The organism is Pasteurella sp. P03HT (assembly GCF_054052285.1).
The window spans coordinates 24,534-41,068 of record NZ_JBSIUM010000005.1 but is presented as its reverse complement, the minus strand read 5'-3'; the positions used below and the strand labels follow the sequence as shown (position 1 = coordinate 41,068).

The 16,535-nt window shown below is 39.7% G+C and carries 13 protein-coding genes; 10 read left to right on the top strand and 3 right to left on the bottom strand.

The annotated features are described in order from the left end of the window. The first annotated feature begins 67 nt into the window (after window positions 1-67). Both putP and cmoB read left to right on the top strand, forming a co-directional pair. Window positions 68-1,582 (top strand): sodium/proline symporter PutP, encoded by a 1,515-nt coding sequence (putP, locus tag ACWIT3_RS05310; RefSeq protein WP_457161755.1) that lies wholly within the window; start codon window positions 68-70, stop codon window positions 1,580-1,582. After that, a complete protein-coding gene (cmoB, locus tag ACWIT3_RS05305) occupies window positions 1,579-2,544 on the top strand; it encodes a tRNA 5-methoxyuridine(34)/uridine 5-oxyacetic acid(34) synthase CmoB (protein WP_457161754.1) in 966 nt (321 codons plus the stop codon). The genes putP and cmoB overlap by 4 nt, the downstream gene beginning before the upstream one ends. 86 nt (window positions 2,545-2,630) lie before the next feature. On the opposite strand, the gene fabB is transcribed toward cmoB, so the two are convergent. Then, window positions 2,631-3,851 carry a beta-ketoacyl-ACP synthase I gene (gene fabB / locus ACWIT3_RS05300; RefSeq protein WP_457161753.1) on the bottom strand — a complete coding sequence of 407 codons (1,221 nt, stop codon included), beginning with the start codon at window positions 3,849-3,851 and terminating at the stop codon, window positions 2,631-2,633. Window positions 3,852-4,009: 158 nt separating this feature from the next. On the opposite strand from fabB, the gene mnmC reads away from it, so the two are divergent. Together mnmC and ACWIT3_RS05290 are read left to right on the top strand one after the other, a co-directional pair. Further along, window positions 4,010-6,031, top strand: coding sequence for a bifunctional tRNA (5-methylaminomethyl-2-thiouridine)(34)-methyltransferase MnmD/FAD-dependent 5-carboxymethylaminomethyl-2-thiouridine(34) oxidoreductase MnmC (gene mnmC / locus ACWIT3_RS05295; RefSeq protein ID WP_457161752.1), 2,022 nt, complete (start codon window positions 4,010-4,012; stop codon window positions 6,029-6,031). A 163-nt stretch (window positions 6,032-6,194) separates the two neighbouring features. Further along, window positions 6,195-9,179 carry a TonB-dependent receptor domain-containing protein gene (locus tag ACWIT3_RS05290; protein WP_457161751.1) on the top strand — a complete coding sequence of 995 codons (2,985 nt, stop codon included), beginning with the start codon at window positions 6,195-6,197 and terminating at the stop codon, window positions 9,177-9,179. Between the two features lie 49 nt (window positions 9,180-9,228). Here ACWIT3_RS05290 and ACWIT3_RS05285 read toward each other — a convergent pair whose 3' ends face one another. Next, window positions 9,229-10,566 (bottom strand): L-cystine transporter, encoded by a 1,338-nt coding sequence (locus ACWIT3_RS05285; protein WP_457161750.1) that lies wholly within the window; start codon window positions 10,564-10,566, stop codon window positions 9,229-9,231. Between the two features lie 196 nt (window positions 10,567-10,762). Beyond that, the gene (gene grpE, locus ACWIT3_RS05280; protein ID WP_457161749.1) at window positions 10,763-11,344 is read right to left on the bottom strand and encodes a nucleotide exchange factor GrpE; all 582 of its coding nucleotides are present in this window, start codon (window positions 11,342-11,344) and stop codon (window positions 10,763-10,765) included. Between the two features lie 164 nt (window positions 11,345-11,508). Here grpE and ACWIT3_RS05275 point away from each other — a divergent pair, with 164 nt between their 5' ends. The 6 genes from ACWIT3_RS05275 to ACWIT3_RS05250 all read left to right on the top strand — a co-directional run bounded on the left by ACWIT3_RS05275 (window position 11,509) and on the right by ACWIT3_RS05250 (window position 16,487). Next, window positions 11,509-12,426, top strand: a complete 918-nt coding sequence (locus tag ACWIT3_RS05275; RefSeq protein WP_046338752.1) for an NAD(+) kinase — start codon at window positions 11,509-11,511, stop codon at window positions 12,424-12,426. Between the two features lie 89 nt (window positions 12,427-12,515). Beyond that, entirely contained in the window at window positions 12,516-14,192 is a 1,677-nt protein-coding gene (recN, locus tag ACWIT3_RS05270; protein WP_457161748.1) for a DNA repair protein RecN, read from the top strand. Window positions 14,193-14,395: 203 nt separating this feature from the next. Then, window positions 14,396-15,157: a hypothetical protein gene (locus ACWIT3_RS05265; RefSeq protein ID WP_046338754.1), complete on the top strand. Its 762-nt coding sequence runs from the start codon at window positions 14,396-14,398 to the stop codon at window positions 15,155-15,157. 6 nt (window positions 15,158-15,163) lie between these two features. Continuing rightward, window positions 15,164-15,718 carry a septation protein A gene (locus tag ACWIT3_RS05260; RefSeq protein WP_457161747.1) on the top strand — a complete coding sequence of 185 codons (555 nt, stop codon included), beginning with the start codon at window positions 15,164-15,166 and terminating at the stop codon, window positions 15,716-15,718. A 2-nt stretch (window positions 15,719-15,720) separates the two neighbouring features. After that, window positions 15,721-16,176 (top strand): acyl-CoA thioester hydrolase YciA, encoded by a 456-nt coding sequence (yciA, locus tag ACWIT3_RS05255; protein WP_457161746.1) that lies wholly within the window; start codon window positions 15,721-15,723, stop codon window positions 16,174-16,176. A gap of 14 nt (window positions 16,177-16,190) precedes the next feature. Continuing rightward, the gene (locus tag ACWIT3_RS05250; RefSeq protein ID WP_457161745.1) at window positions 16,191-16,487 is read left to right on the top strand and encodes a YciI family protein; all 297 of its coding nucleotides are present in this window, start codon (window positions 16,191-16,193) and stop codon (window positions 16,485-16,487) included. The last annotated feature ends 48 nt before the right edge of the window (window positions 16,488-16,535 follow it).

Below are 16,535 nucleotides of genomic sequence, written 5' to 3'. Positions count from 1 at the left end.
TAAAATGTGAGCTTTCTCAAATTTTCTGAGAGAAAAATACGTATTTTTTGATGTTTGTGAGGTCATCATGTTTGGAGTGGATCCAACAATAATTACATTTACGATTTATATTTTTGGCATGTTGCTTATTGGCTTACTCGCCTACTATTATACAAACAACTTATCCGACTACATTTTAGGGGGACGCCGTTTAGGCAGTTTTGTTACTGCCATGTCAGCTGGAGCATCCGATATGTCTGGCTGGCTCTTAATGGGATTACCTGGTGCAATTTATATTTCAGGTTTAATCGAAGGCTGGATCGCGATTGGTTTAACTATCGGTGCTTACTTGAACTGGTTATTTGTAGCAGGCCGTTTGCGTATTTATACCGAATACAATAACAATGCTTTAACACTACCTGAATATTTCCATCACCGTTTTGGTACATCACACAATTTACTCAAGATCGTTTCTGCATCGATTATCTTAGTCTTTTTCACAATTTACTGTGCATCAGGTGTGGTTGCAGGCGCAAAGCTGTTCCAAAACTTATTTGCAGTGGAATATTCGACCGCACTTTGGTATGGCGCATTAGCCACCATTGCTTACACTTTTATCGGTGGTTTCTTAGCGGTAAGTTGGACAGACACTATTCAAGCGACATTAATGATCTTCGCATTGATTTTAACACCAGTATTCGTATTAATCAGTTTAGATGGTGTTGAACAATTTAATCTTGTGTTAGCACAAGCCGAAATTACTGCACAAAAAGATTTCACTGATATCTTCACTGGTACAACACCTTTAGGATTATTAAGCCTTGCTGCGTGGGGATTAGGCTATTTTGGTCAACCACACATTTTGGCACGTTTTATGGCGGCTGACTCTGTGAAATCACTGAATAATGCACGTAAAATCAGTATGACTTGGATGGTGTTATGCTTATTAGGCGCAATGGGCATTGGCTTCTTTGGGATTGCCTATTTCTATGCCAATCCTCACGTTGCAGGCTTAGTAAACCGCGAACCAGAACAAGTGTTTATTGAGTTATCAAAATTACTGTTTAATCCTTGGATTTCAGGCATTCTGCTTTCTGCGATTTTAGCAGCGGTAATGAGTACGTTAAGTGCACAATTACTGATTTCATCAAGTGCTATCACAGAAGATTTTTATAAAGGCTTTATCCGTCCCAAAGCCTCTGATAAAGAATTAGTGTGGCTTGGTCGCTTAATGGTGCTCTCCATTGCGGGCATTGCGATTTGGATTGCACAAGATGAACACAGCCGCGTATTAAAATTAGTGGAGTTTGCTTGGGCTGGATTTGGAAGTGCGTTTGGTCCTGTTGTATTATTTTCATTGTTTTGGAAGCGTATGACCTCTTCTGCTGCATTATTCGGTATGATGACAGGTGCAATCGTTGTTTTCTGCTGGAAAAGCTGGACCGTTGAAGGAACGCAACTTCACGCACTTTATGAAATGATTCCTGGATTTACGTTAGCAAGTGTCGTTATTGTCATCATATCATTGCTAACGGCAAAACCAGAACAACAGATTCTTGACACATTTGAACAAGCAAACACTGCTTACAAGAAGGCTCTATGATCGACTTTCGTCCTTTTTATCAACAAATTGCCACTACGAATTTATCTGCGTGGCTTGAAACCCTGCCTTTGCAACTTAAGCAATGGGAAAAACAAACTCACGGCGACTATGCAAAATGGGCAAAAATTGTTGATTTTTTACCGCACTTAGACTGTGCCAATATCGACCTCAAAAGTGCGGTCAAATCTGAGCCAGTTTCGCCGTTATCACAAGGCGAAGAACAGCGTATTATTTATCATCTAAAACAACTGATGCCTTGGCGCAAAGGACCTTATCACTTACATGGTATCCACGTAGATTGTGAATGGCGTTCAGATTTTAAATGGGATCGCGTGTTACCTCACCTCGCCCCATTAAAAGATCGCACTATTTTAGATGTAGGTTGTGGCAGTGGTTATCATATGTGGCGTATGGTTGGCGAAGGCGCAAAAACCGTCGTCGGTATCGACCCGACTGAATTATTCCTTTGCCAATTTGAAGCTGTACGTAAATTGTTAGGTAATGATCGCCGTGCGAACTTAATTCCACTCGGTATTGAGGAAATGCAGCCGCTCGCGGCGTTCGATACGGTATTTTCAATGGGCGTGCTATATCACCGTAAATCACCATTAGACCATTTAACACAATTGAAAAATCAGTTAGTAAAAGGTGGCGAATTAGTGTTGGAAACGTTGGTTGTAGATGGTGATGTGAACACCGTGTTAGTGCCAGCGGATCGCTATGCAAAAATGAAAAATGTGTATTTCATTCCCTCCGTTGCCGCCTTAATCCATTGGTTAGAAAAAGTTGGATTTAAAAATGTGCGTTGTGTAGATATTGCCCCAACAACATTGGAAGAACAACGTAAAACAGATTGGTTAGAAAATGAATCTTTAGTAGACTTTTTAGATCCAAATGATCACAGTAAAACCATTGAAGGCTATCAAGCCCCAACAAGAGCGGTCATTTTAGCCAATAAATAATCCTATTCGTCAAAACAAAAAGCGGATTTGATGTCCGCTTTTTTATACCAAAAGAAAAGGCAGATATTTCATCTGCCTTCTTTCAATTAACCGTTATATTTTTTGAAAATTAACGCAGCGTTTGTACCACCGAAACCAAAGCTGTTTGACATGACTGTTTTTAAGCCTGCATTTTCAACGAGTTCAGTTACGATGTTGCAACCTTCTGCTTGTGGATCTAACGTTTCAATGTTGATACTCGGTGCAATAAAATCATTTTCTAGCATTAATAAAGTATAAATAGCTTCATGCGCACCTGCAGCCCCTAAAGAGTGTCCTGTCATTGATTTGGTTGAAGAAATCGCAGGAACATTGTCGCCAAATACGCTCTTAATGGCACCTAATTCTTTCACATCACCTACTGGTGTAGAAGTACCGTGTACGTTGATGTAGTCAATTGGTGCATCAATAGTAGCCATAGCTTGTTTCATACAACGCTCTGCCCCTTCACCACTTGGTGCAACCATATCGTAACCATCTGAAGTTGCGCCATAGCCGACAATTTCAGCGTAGATTTTTGCACCGCGCGCAAGTGCGTGTTCTAATTCTTCAACAACCACAACGGCACCACCGCCCGCAATCACGAAACCATCACGATTCGCATCATAAGCACGAGATGCTTTTTCTGGCGTATCATTGTATTTTGTTGAAACTGCGCCCATCGCATCAAACTCAGTTGCACATTCCCAAGAAAGCTCTTCTGCACCGCCCGCAAATACGATGTCTTGTTTACCTAATTGAATTAACTCAAGTGCGTGACCAATGCAGTGTGCAGATGTTGCACAAGCTGAGCTGATACTGTAGTTCACGCCACGAATTTTATATGGTGTTGCTAAACAGGCTGACACACTTGATGCCATGGTTTTAGTGACCGCATAAGGCCCCACTGCTTTCACGCCACGAGGACCACGAACGGCATCACAAGCAACTAATTGGTTATGTGCTGAACCTGTACCCGCACCGATCACTAACCCTGTACGATCGTTCGAGACTTGATCTTCAGTTAAACCCGCATCTTCAATGGCTTCTTTCATTGAAAGGTAAGCGTAAGCCGCCGCATCCCCCATAAAGCGATACACTTTACGATCGATCAATTCGCTAGGATTCAATTTGATTGTACCTGCTACATGACTACGCATACCCATTTCAACAAAATCAGGGACCACTTCAATACCAGATTTACCTGCTTTTAATGAGGTTAACACTTCTTCTTTATTGTTACCAATACTCGAAATAATACCAAAACCAGTAATAACCGCTCTTTTCATAGAGTATTCCTTTTGCTTTTTGTTTAAATCGTGAAAATATGGTCGATAAAATAGCCTCCAAACCACAATATTTCAAGTGATAATTCGATCATTCGACCAGTCTAGGAAATTGGGCTATTATAGTATGATTCAGATTTTCTAGAAAGGAATAAAAGGTGATGAATAAGGTTCAGTTTGCAGAAATACATTTTAACCAAGAAAATACCCCTGTTTCTGTACAATTTGACGATGTCTATTTTTCTAACCAGGATGGTTTAGCAGAAAGTCGTTATATTTTTCAAGAAGGCAACCAATTATGGCAACGCTGGCAAGATTTCACTGATTCGCACTTCGTGATTGCCGAAACGGGTTTTGGCACAGGACTTAACTTTTTCGCTGTCACCACCTTATTCCGAGAGTTCCGCCAACAATATCCTAACTCACCACTGCAGCGGCTCTTTTTTCTTTCTTTTGAAAAATACCCCATTCCACTTGAGGCATTAAAATCGGCACATCACGCGTACCCTGAATTTGCCGATCTTAGCCAACAATTACACCAATACTGGCTTGAACCAATTGAAGGTTGCTATCGCTTTCACTTTGCAGAAACCACATTAGATCTCTGGTTTGGTGATATTGCTGACAATCTGCCTCAACTGGGGGATTATATGACAAACCAAATTGATGCGTGGTTTCTCGATGGCTTTGCCCCCAGCAAAAACCCACAAATGTGGAACGACGCGCTTTATCAACAAATGTATCGCTACACCAAACCACAAGGGACATTTGCCACTTTCACCGCGGCAAGTGCGGTGAGAAAAGGCTTAGAAAATGCAGGATTTACTGTCAATAAACGCAAAGGCTACGGTAAAAAACGCGAATGCCTTCAAGGTATTAAGCCCAATACTGATGAAAAAATGATTTACACGCCTTGGTATTTGCCTCAGCCTGCACAATTTGAACAACAAGCTGATGTCGCAATTATCGGTGGTGGAATAGCTTCATTATTTAGCGCGCTTTCTTTACTGGAACGCCAAGCAAAAGTCACACTGTATTGTGAAGATGAAGCGGTTGCCCTCAACGCTTCAGGCAATAAACAAGGCGCATTTTACCCTCAACTCAGTGATGATGATTTAATTAACATCCGTTTTTATATTCATGCCTTTGCTTATGGGCAACAACGCCTACAACAAGCTATTCAACGAGGTATCGACTTTGAATATGAATGCTGTGGCGTCGCTCTTTGTGGCTATGATCAGAAAAGTGCGGGTAAATTAAACAAAATTTCGGACTATCAATGGCAAGAAAGTTTATACCAATCACTTTCTCAATCTGAGTTAAGCGAAAAAGTAGGTTTACCACTTTCTTGCGCGGGTGGATTTATCCCACAAGGTGCTTGGCTCTCTCCCCGTCAATTTGTGCAAAATATGTTTGCTTATCTTGAACAACAAGGATTAGTGATCAAAACTCGTCAAAAAGTGACCGCACTTGAGCAACAAGCAACACAATGGCTTATTCAAAATGAACAAGGCAAAACTTTTACACATCAAATTGTCATACTAGCCAATGGACACCAAATCACTGAGTTTCCCCAAACCCGAGACTTACCCGCTTATTCAGTTCGTGGACAAGTCAGTGAAATTCCAACCAGTCAAAATCTGCAAAAACTCAAAGCAGTAGTGTGCTATGACGGCTATCTCACTCCCATGGCAAAAAGCCACACTCATTGTATCGGGGCTAGCCATATTCGAGATAATAGTGAACGTCATTTTAGTGTGACAGAACAAGTAGAAAATCAACAAAAAATTCAACACAATCTTCACGTTGAATGGGTGAATGAAGTGGATACATCGGGTAACCAAGCAAGAGTTGGGATCCGCTGCGCGCTCCGTGATCGTGTTCCAATGGTAGGGAATGTGCCTGACTTTAACCAACAACGAGAAGATTACTGTAATTTGTATAATTTACGTCGTCGCAAACACCCGATCAAGCGTGCCGCGAATTTTGATAATCTCTTTTTGATTGGAGCGCTTGGTTCAAGAGGTCTCACCTCCGCCGCTTTATTAGCAGAATGCCTTTCTTCCTTAATCTATCGAGAACCCCTTCCTCTCGCACAAGATATCGTTCACCAACTTAGCGCTAACCGAAGCTGGATAAGAAAATGGTTAAAAGGCAGCACAATAGCAAGAAATGCCCACTAAACTGATGATTTAACAAACTAAAATGGTGAATAAAATAAATGAGTTATGCATTTTTCACCACTTAAATCTTTCTTTATTAGATTGTCCTTTCCATTTCATACCTCCAATTTTATAATGCGAACGATTTTCATAATCAATTTAAGTCGTAACATGGAGGTAATTTATGCAATGGAATAAGCCATCTGCTGTCATGCTCACTGCTTTGGCATTAAGTCAGCCGCTCCTAGCGGAAGAATTAGACCAATTAGATACCATAGTGGTATCAGGTCACTCAGGCAGCGAAGAAACCAATATTCGAGACAAAAAAGTAAGCGAAACACAAATCAATACAATGCGTCTCAGCAAACAACAAGTATCAGATAACCGTGATCTCGTGCGTTATGAAACAGGGATCACGGTTGTTGAAACTGGTAGAACTGGTGCAAGCGGTTATGCTGTACGAGGTGTAGATGAAAACCGTGTAGGAATTATGGTGGATGGACTTCGCCAAGCTGAAACATTAAGTTCACAAGGTTTTAAAGAGCTCTTTGAAGGCTACGGTAACTTTAATAATACAAGAAACAGTGTTGAAATCGAAAACGTCAATGTTGCCACAATTACAAAAGGTGCCGATTCTATTAAATCAGGCAGCGGCGCACTCGGTGGTTCTGTTATATTTCAAACAAAAGATGCTCGTGATTACTTAATAGACAAGAATTATCATATTGGGATAAAACGCGGCTATCAAAGCATGGATAGACAAGATATCACGTCGATGACACTGGCTGGCAAATATAAGTGGTTCGATATACTCTTCGTTAATACCCATCGTGAAGGTCATGAAAGAGCAAACTATTTTTATGACATCTATAAAACGAAAGAAGAGGATTACAATGCTGTAGGAAAAACACGAGAAAAAGCGGACCCATATGATATCACTCGTAATAGCAAATTGATTAAACTCGGTTTCCAACCTCACGAAGAACATCGTTTTACTGCGGGATTAGATGATTCAAGATTAACATCACGTGGAGATGATCTCTCTTACACCTTAAGACCAAGTGAATATTCAAGTCACGAAATCTACGGTGAACGCAAAACAAATGACAAATCATCACGAAAAAATATCCAATTCACTTACGAAAACTTTAGCCAAACGCCTTTTTGGGATCACGCCAACATCTCCTTTTCCTCACAAAAAATCACAAACAATGCTAGAACGGATGAATATTGTCATGGCGCAAAATGCGTTGCAGTGTTAAATGAACAGGGCTTTAAACTGGACGAAAGTAACGGAGTCCACAAAGTAGTTGATCAATATGGAGGAGAAATCCAAGCAGAAGCTAAGGATCAAGGCTGGGGCAAAAAAGTCGTATATAAAGACTCAAAAGGTAAAGAGATTCCAGGTTTACACTACAAAGAATACTCTACTGAGACCACCTTACTTCATTGCGACAAAATTGATTGCAATAAAAAATTCAAGATTTTAGTCAAAAAGAAAGCAAATGGCGAGGATGGTTATGCCTTTGAAGAACGTGAGATTATCGTACAAAAACTAAAAAATGGGAAAAAATATGGTCAAATCAAACGTCAAAGTCAACCAAAAACAACTGGAACAGGACAACAATTTGAAGAATCTGTCTTGCTATTCCCTTTCTCTACGGGATATAGCCGTAATGACTATAACGATAGAGATTTGAATACCAATACAAAACAACTGACTTTTGATTTTGATAAGCAATTTTTTACTGGAGATATTGAGCATCAACTTAAATATGGTGGACTTTATAACCAAACAAGTAAAACTATGTTAAATAAAGACGGTTATCAGGGCGCCAATGTACAATGGTGGGCGGATAAATTCTTTTGTGCTGAAGCCATTTCTGGCACTTACCCGAGAGAATATCAGCCGAGACCAGAAAACTGGGGAACAGGAAGAACCTGTACAGGTAACCTAAGAGAAAATGTTAATAGTCGTTATAGCTATCTCATCCCAGTGAAAACGAAAAATCATGCCTTATATCTTGGCGATAATGCCACCTTAACCAATTGGCTAAATCTGGATTTTATTTATCGTTATGATCGCGTAGAACACCGTCCACACTATGATCGCCAAGTCCCTGTACCTAAAGGCTTAATCGCGGGGATTTTCGTTCCTATCCCAGGCAACTCCTACGGTATTGACGCACAGTGTGGGTACAACAGTGACTGCCTGAATAAAAACTTTGAACAGAACCTCGCAATCATGTTGCAAAATAAACGTTATAAACACCATTCTTATAATATTGGTTTGAACCTTGATCCATTAGACTGGATGCGAATCCAATTCAAATATGCCAATGGTTTTAGGGCACCAACGTCAGATGAAATGTGGATGACCTTTAAACATCCTAGCTTCTCCATTACACCCAATGTTCACTTAAAAGCAGAGGTAGCGAAAACAAAAGAGGCGGCTTGGACCGTTTATCAAAATAATAGTTTCTTTACGTTAAGTGCTTTCCAAACTGACTATGATGACTTTATCGATCTGGTTTATGTGGGTTCTCGCCCCGTTGATGAAGGTAGCTCGTTGAATTATCCGTTTTATCAAAACATCAACCGTAATCATGCAAAAGTCACAGGATTTGAAATGAATACGACGTTACAATTAGAAGAGATTTCCTCTGCATTCGCTGGATTTAGATTAGGTTATAAATTGACACATCAAAAAGGTAAAATTGATGGGAAAATCCCAATGAACGCGATCCAACCTACAACATCTGTTTATCGCATTGGCTATTCTACTCAAGAAGACCAATATGGTTTAGACTTTTTCATCACACACGTTGCTGAGAAAAAACGTCGCGATACTTACAATATGTACTGGGAAGGACAAATGAAAAATGACACCTTAGTACAAGGACAAAAAGTCACTGACAGTACATTAGCCTGGCGAAATCATCGATATACGACTCTTGATGCGATTGCCTATGCCAAACCATCGAAAAATCTGATGTTCACGGCGGGAATTTACAATCTCACGAATAAAAAATATATTACTTGGGATTCTGCCAGATCAATCCGCTCAATTGGCACGCTCAATTTAATCGATCAAAATACAGGAGCAGGTATTAAACGCTTCTATGCCCCAGGAAGAAACTTCCGATTATCTGCAGAACTCACGTTCTAATTCACTAACTAAAAGAGATAGCCTACGCTATCTCTTTTTCTTTTTGAGTTTATTGAGATGACGACTTAGTATTCAATAATTTGTTGGTTACTGTTCCCGCCACCATAGATCCATTGACATTCAGTGCTGTACGTCCCATATCGATTAACGGCTCAATTGAAATTAATAAGCCAACTAACGCAAGCGGTAAATTCAAAGTAGACAAAACAACAATAGCCGCAAATGTTGCCCCACCACCGACGCCAGCAATACCGAGGGAAGAGAGGGTCACAACTAAAATTAATGTGACTAAAAATCCTAAACTAAATGGGTCAACACCAACAGTCGGCGCGACCATAACCGCTAACATTGCAGGATAAATCCCTGCACATCCATTCTGCCCAATGGTTGCACCAAAAGTGGCAGAGAAATTAGCAATCACACTATGATTACCTAATTTAGTGGTTTGAGTCTCAATATTCAGTGGTAATGTTGCGGCACTCGAACGCGATGTAAAAGCAAAACTCAATGTGGGTAAGACATTCTTAAAATAGCGAATTGGGTTAATGCGAAACAACGCTAACAACACAGCATGCACAACGAACATCAAGAAAATGGCTAAATACGATGCCACAATAAATGATCCTAAATTGACAATATCAGCCCATTTTGATGTAGTTGCCATTTTGATCATCAACGCAAAAACACCATATGGGGTTAAGCGAATGACCATACGCACTAAGCGCATAATGAGTTTATTTAACGTATCAACGCCTTGAGCAATACGCTCACCTAAAGCCTGATCCTCTTTCGCTAAACTCAATGCCGCAATGCCTAATAAGGCAGAAAACAACACAATACTAATAATAGAAGTCGGATTCGCCCCCGTCAGTTCTAAAAAAGGATTTTTTGGGATAAACGAAAGTAACATCGCTGGAACCGTCAACCCACTCACTTTTTCTACACGCCCTTCCACTCGCGTTTGTGCCGCTAACTCTCGCTCTCCCGCAATAAGCCCTTCCGCGCTGAGATCAAAAAGGTAAGCCATTGCAATCCCAATGGTTGCCGCAATCGCAGTAGTCATTAATAAAAGCGTAATCACACTGACACTGATTTTTCCCAATGCGCTCGCCTGATTAAGACGCGTAATCGCAGATAAAATAGAAATAAAGACTAAAGGCATCACGATCATTTGTAATAAACGTACATAGCCATTTCCAACCAAATTTACCCAATCCAATGTATTATCAATCACATCTTGTGTGGCAATCTGTTGTAATAATGCCCCACTCACTACACCCAAAAGTAATCCAATAAACACTGTGGTACCTAGCTTTTGTGTTTTTCTGAAGATCCAAGCCAGTAGCACCAACAAGGCAACAAAAATAATAAGATTTACTACCGTCATAATTTGCTCTCAATACGAATAAAAAAAAGACATGCGAAATTAAATGAGAATTTATAATAAACTACAACTATTTTTTTGCTATTGTTTATAATCTTTTATTATATGTACAACACAAAAAACACACAAAGAAAGACCGCACTTTGTGCCTTTCAGTACTAAGTGCGGTCTTTTATTTTACGAGTTCTGACAGAACTAATTACGCAGCAACCATCACCATTGCTGGACGAATCACGCGACCATTTAACAAATAGCCTTTTTGTAACACGACAGTGATCTGGTTTGTTTCAAAACCTTCCGTTGCTTGCATTGAAATAGCTTGATGCACTTCAGGGTTAAACATTTCCCCCACAACACCAACGGCTTCAACCCCGAAACGATTTACTGTGCTGAGTAATTCTTTTAGGGTCAATTCCACACCATCAAATAATGCTTTGACTGTTTCATCGTCCAAATTCGCTGGCGTCGATAATGCTCGCTCTAAATTATCAATCGTATTTAAAATGTCTTTTGAGAATTTTTCTAGCGCAAATTTATGTGCTTTTTCAACATCTTGTTCTGCTCGACGACGAATATTATCCATTTCAGCACGTGTACGTAACAAGAAATCTTGCTCTTTCTTCACGGCGGCGTCTAATTGTGCTTCTAATTCCTGAACACGTACAATCGCTTCTTCTAACGGATCGTCGTCGACATGTGCTTCTTCAAGCGGTTGCTCTAATTGAACTTCTTCTTGAATCATTTCTTCATTATTTTCAACTTTTTGTTCTTTTTCAGACATTTTATTCTCCATTCATAACAACATTGCTTTTGATTCTAGCAAAAAATATAAAAGTTAGCACATTTATAGATACTTGCTGACAAATAAAAGGTTTTGTGTGTAATATAATGGCTGATTTTCTGAATTCAAGTGCGGTCAGTTTTTTCACTAAAATGGGATAGGCAATGAAATACCAAAATGCTGTTGATGTTAAAGCGCTACAATCCTCGTTTCAAATCATCGGACTCTTGGGTAAACCTCGTCACGATGTCACATTACAAATGCATAAAAACCTATTTCAATGGTTAATTGAAAAAGGCTATCAAGTATTAGTAGAACGTCCAATTGGTGAACAACTTGGTTTAAGCGAAGCCTATCTTGCTTCAATTGAAGATATTGGTCAGCAAGCACAATTGGGCATTGTAATTGGCGGGGATGGTAATATGCTCGGTCGAGCACGTATTCTCGCCAAATACGACATTGCATTAATCGGTATTAATAGAGGTAATTTGGGCTTTTTAACCGATATTGATCCCAAAAATGCCTATGCTCAACTGCAAGCCTGCTTAGAAGAGGGTGAGTTTTTTGTTGAAGAACGTTTTATCTTAGAAGCCAGCGTAGAGCGTGAAGGGAAAATTATTGCAAGCGGCAATGCGGTCAATGAGGCCGTGATCCACCCAGCTAAAATTGCCCATATGATTGATTTTCACGTCTATATCAATGATAAATTTGCCTTTTCACAACGTTCTGATGGATTAATTATTTCCACACCGACGGGATCAACCGCGTATTCACTTTCAGCAGGCGGTCCTATTTTAACTCCACAACTGAATGCCATTGCCTTAGTGCCAATGTTCCCGCATACGTTATCATCACGCCCTTTAGTCATTGATGGAGACAGTAAAATCTCGATTCGCTTTGCCGAATATAATACCGCACAATTAGAGGTAGGTTGTGATAGTCAAATCGCACTCGAATTTTCCCCCGATGATATCGTACACATTCAAAAAAGCCAGCATAAACTGAGATTGTTACATTTAAAAAATTATAATTATTATAAAGTGTTAAGTTCTAAATTAGGTTGGCTACGCAACTTAGTCTAAAAAATATTCACATCTATGATAAAAAAACCACTTTACTGTATATAAAAACAGTTATAAACTGATAAATATACAGTGGAGAGGGTTTTGCTATGCTTATTCAACTTACTATCAATAATTTTGCGATTGTTCGTCACCTTAACCTTGAGTTAGCACAAGGCATGTCTGTGATCACAGGTGAAACTGGTGCAGGGAAATCGATCGCTATCGATGCGTTAGGATTGTGTTTAGGTCAACGTACAGAAATAAGCATGCTACGTGAAGGGCAAGAACGTGTCGATATTTGTGCAACTTTTTCGATCGAGAAAAATAATCCTGCATTTGAGTGGCTACACACGCAAGAATTGCAAGACATAGATAACCCACATGAATGTATTTTACGCCGTATCATCAATCAAGATGGACGTTCAAAAGCATTCATTAATAGTATTCCTGTATCAGCGGCGCAACTGAAAGAAATCGGTCAATATTTAATCCATATTAATGGGCAACATGCTTCACAATTATTACTAAAAACAGACTACCAATTACAATTACTTGATCATTTCTGTGGTCATTCCACTTTACTCAACCAAATGAATCAAGATTATCAAACTTGGAAAATGTTACAGCATCAAGCACAAACATTTCAGCAGCAAGTCGTGGAAAATGCAGCCAAGCAGCAATTATTACAATATCAAGTAGCCGAATTGGATGAATTTAATTTACGCCCAACTGAATTCGCTACACTCGAAGAAGAGCACAAAAGACTCTCAAGCAGCGAACAGTTAACCACACTGTCACAGTCAGCTTTACAGTTAGTCAGTGAAAACGAAACAGTCAATATTGATACGCTACTCTATCGTGCTACACAATATTTGGATGAACTGTGTGAATTAGATCCCCGTTATCGTAATGCGGCCAACTTACTTCAAGAATCATTAATTCAAGTACAAGAAGCCACTCATGAAATCCAACATCTTGCTAACGATATTGAACAAGATCCTGCATTGCTGCATGACATTGAACAGCGAATGGGACAAGCAATACAATTAGCACGAAAACACCAAGTAAAGCCTGAAAACTTGACGGAATTGCACCGCACCTTAAAACAAGAACTCGCACAATTAATTGATTTTTCTGACAGTGAGCACGCGCTGATTGAACAAGAAAAACAAGCTTATGAAAAAATGCGTCGCACGGCTTTCACATTACACCAAAGCCGTCAACATGGTGCCGAACAATTGGCTCAACAGGTGACACAATCTATCAAACAACTTGCTATGGAAAACGGTGAATTTTTTATTTCACTCACGAAGGACGATAACGCCATGACTCGTCACGGTGCGGATCAGGTTGTGTTTACATTACGTAGTAATCTCGGACAAGTTGCACAACCGCTAGCAAAAATCGCCTCAGGTGGAGAACTTTCTCGTATTGCCTTAGCACTGCAAGTGTTAACCTCTGATAAATCAGCCATTCCAACATTAATTTTTGATGAAGTTGATGTGGGTATTAGCGGTGCCACAGCGAGTGTTGTTGGGAAATTATTGCGTCAATTAGGTCAACGTTGCCAAGTCATTTGTGTCACACATTTACCACAAGTAGCTTGCCAAGGACACCATCATTTCAACGTAGAAAAACAAGTGATTGAGGGGCAAACTGAAACAAAAATGACCGCACTTTCACCACAACAACGCGTTAATGCTTTAGCAAGACTATTGGGGGGGAGTGAAATTACGGAGAACGCATTAGCCAATGCACAAGAGATGTTAGATTTAGCCTCTTAATACCATTCAGAGCATACAATACGCATTGTTCATACGCGACTACCCGCATAACGATGTAAAAATAAACTCGTTGCGCAATCTTTCTTATCATAGGTTCTTGCTGATGCCATCATGCAAGAACCAAACCGTAGAAGAAGATTAATTTTGCGATAAAAACCTGTATAATGCTCAAATGATTTGATTTTCAACTTGAGTATGTATTCATGCCTATAAATTTTACTAAAATTTTTCAAGATAGCTGGAATTTTATCCAGAACCAGCGCCAAATTACGCTGACCTTCCTCTCTGCTTTTTTCATTAGCAATGTCGTAATCAGTATCTTACTGGAAGCCACTGCTGCTACGGACCCTATCCCACAAGGTAACGAAGAATTGAGCCAAGTTTTAGGAATTAGTGCCGCAACACCAAGTACCGCAATCTCTATCCTGATTTATCAATTTCTTTACGTGTTATTATCAAGCTGGTGTCTTGTTTCGATTCATAACATCAGCCAAAAGGGGACATTTTCTTTAGCATATAATTTAAGTCATGCGATGAAACGAGTTGTTGGTGTGTTGCTGATTAATATTATTTTATTACTCCCGATCATTATTGGTGTTTCTGAAATTTTCTTCTCTTTAGTTATTACGAAACAGCAATCCTCGATTTTTTCCCTATTGTCACTGGCGCTCGGCGTTTACTTATTTATTCGTTTTTGTTTAGCCTCTGTACATTACTTAATTGCCAACACAACGATTGGTCAAGCCTTCCAAATAACGTGGCGAGCAAGTACAAAACGGGTTGCGCCGTTATTCTTATACTGCTTAATCCTGCACTTTCTTTTACCTTTACTTATGCGGCATCTTTCTGCATTAGGCATTAATCTTGTATTAGAACTGGTGATTGAATTAATTACTGCATTTTTAATCGTGTTCTCACTGGTTTTCACTTATCGTTTTTATACTATTTTCATGCAAAAGGCGTAATTAACAATGAAACAACTCCTCGAATTTATTCCACTGATCTTATTTTTTGCTGTCTATAAATTAGTTGGCATTCGCGAAGCCGCATTAACGTTAATGGTCGCCACAGTGATTCAATTGATTATTCTCAAACTAAAATACGGTAAAGTCGAAAAACAACAGATTATCATGGGGATCGCCGTAGTATTCTTTGGTGCCTTAACCGCTTATTTTAATCAGCTTGAATACTTAAAATGGAAAGTCACAATTGTATATGCCATCTTCGCATTAGTGTTACTGGTTAGCCAATATGTGTTTAAAAAGAACTTAATTAAACTCATGCTGAGTAAAGATCAAAATGTAGTCTTACCTGAAAACGCATGGAATACATTGAATCTTGGCTGGGCATGTTTCTTTCTTTTATGTATGTTAATCAACACCTATATTAGCCACTATTTATCCGATGATGCGTGGGTAGATTTTAAAACATTCGGTATTCTTGGTATGACTCTCGTTGCAACGGTACTTACGGGCGTATACATTTATCGTTATCTTCCAAAAAACAATATGAATAACAAGGAATAAGTATGACAACCCTAATCGATTCTTTAAAAAATACAGATTCAAGAGGCACACTTTTACTACGTACTCTTGCGATGCCATCTGACACGAATGCGAATGGCGATATTTTTGGTGGCTGGATTATGTCACAAATGGATATGGGGGGAGCCATTTTAGCAAAAGAAATCGCACATGGTCGTGTTGTTACCATCGCTGTCGATAGTATGACATTTATCCGTCCAATTGCAGTAGGAGATGTCGTGTGCTGCTATGGAAAATGCCTAAGTGTTGGACGCTCATCGATTAAAATTAAAATGGAAGTTTGGGTGAAAAAAGTGGCGAGTGAGCCAATCGGTGAACGTTATTGTGTAACAGAGGCTGTCTTTACCTTTGTTGCAGTTGATAAAGAAGGACGTCCTCGTCCAGTCCCCAGAGAAAATAACCCAGAATTAGAATACGCCTTATCTCAAGTTACCCCATAAGGAGAGCCGAGAGAATGTACTATGTTATTTTTGCTCAAGATAATCCTAATACTCTCACACAACGTTTAGCCGTGAGAGAAAAGCACCTAGCCCGTTTAGCTCAACTACAGGCGGAGGAACGTTTACTTGTCGCAGGACCTAATCCTGCAATAGATGATGAAAATCCAGGTGAAGCGGGGTTCACTGGTTCCACTGTCATTGCTCAGTTTGCCAGTTTAGAGGAGGCCAAACAATGGGCGAGCGAGGATCCTTATGTTGCAGCGGGTGTTTATGGTGAAGTCATTGTCAAACCGTTTAAACGTGTTTTTTAACCTCAATATAGTTAGATCGAAACAAGTGGGTGGGATAGCCTCCCCCAC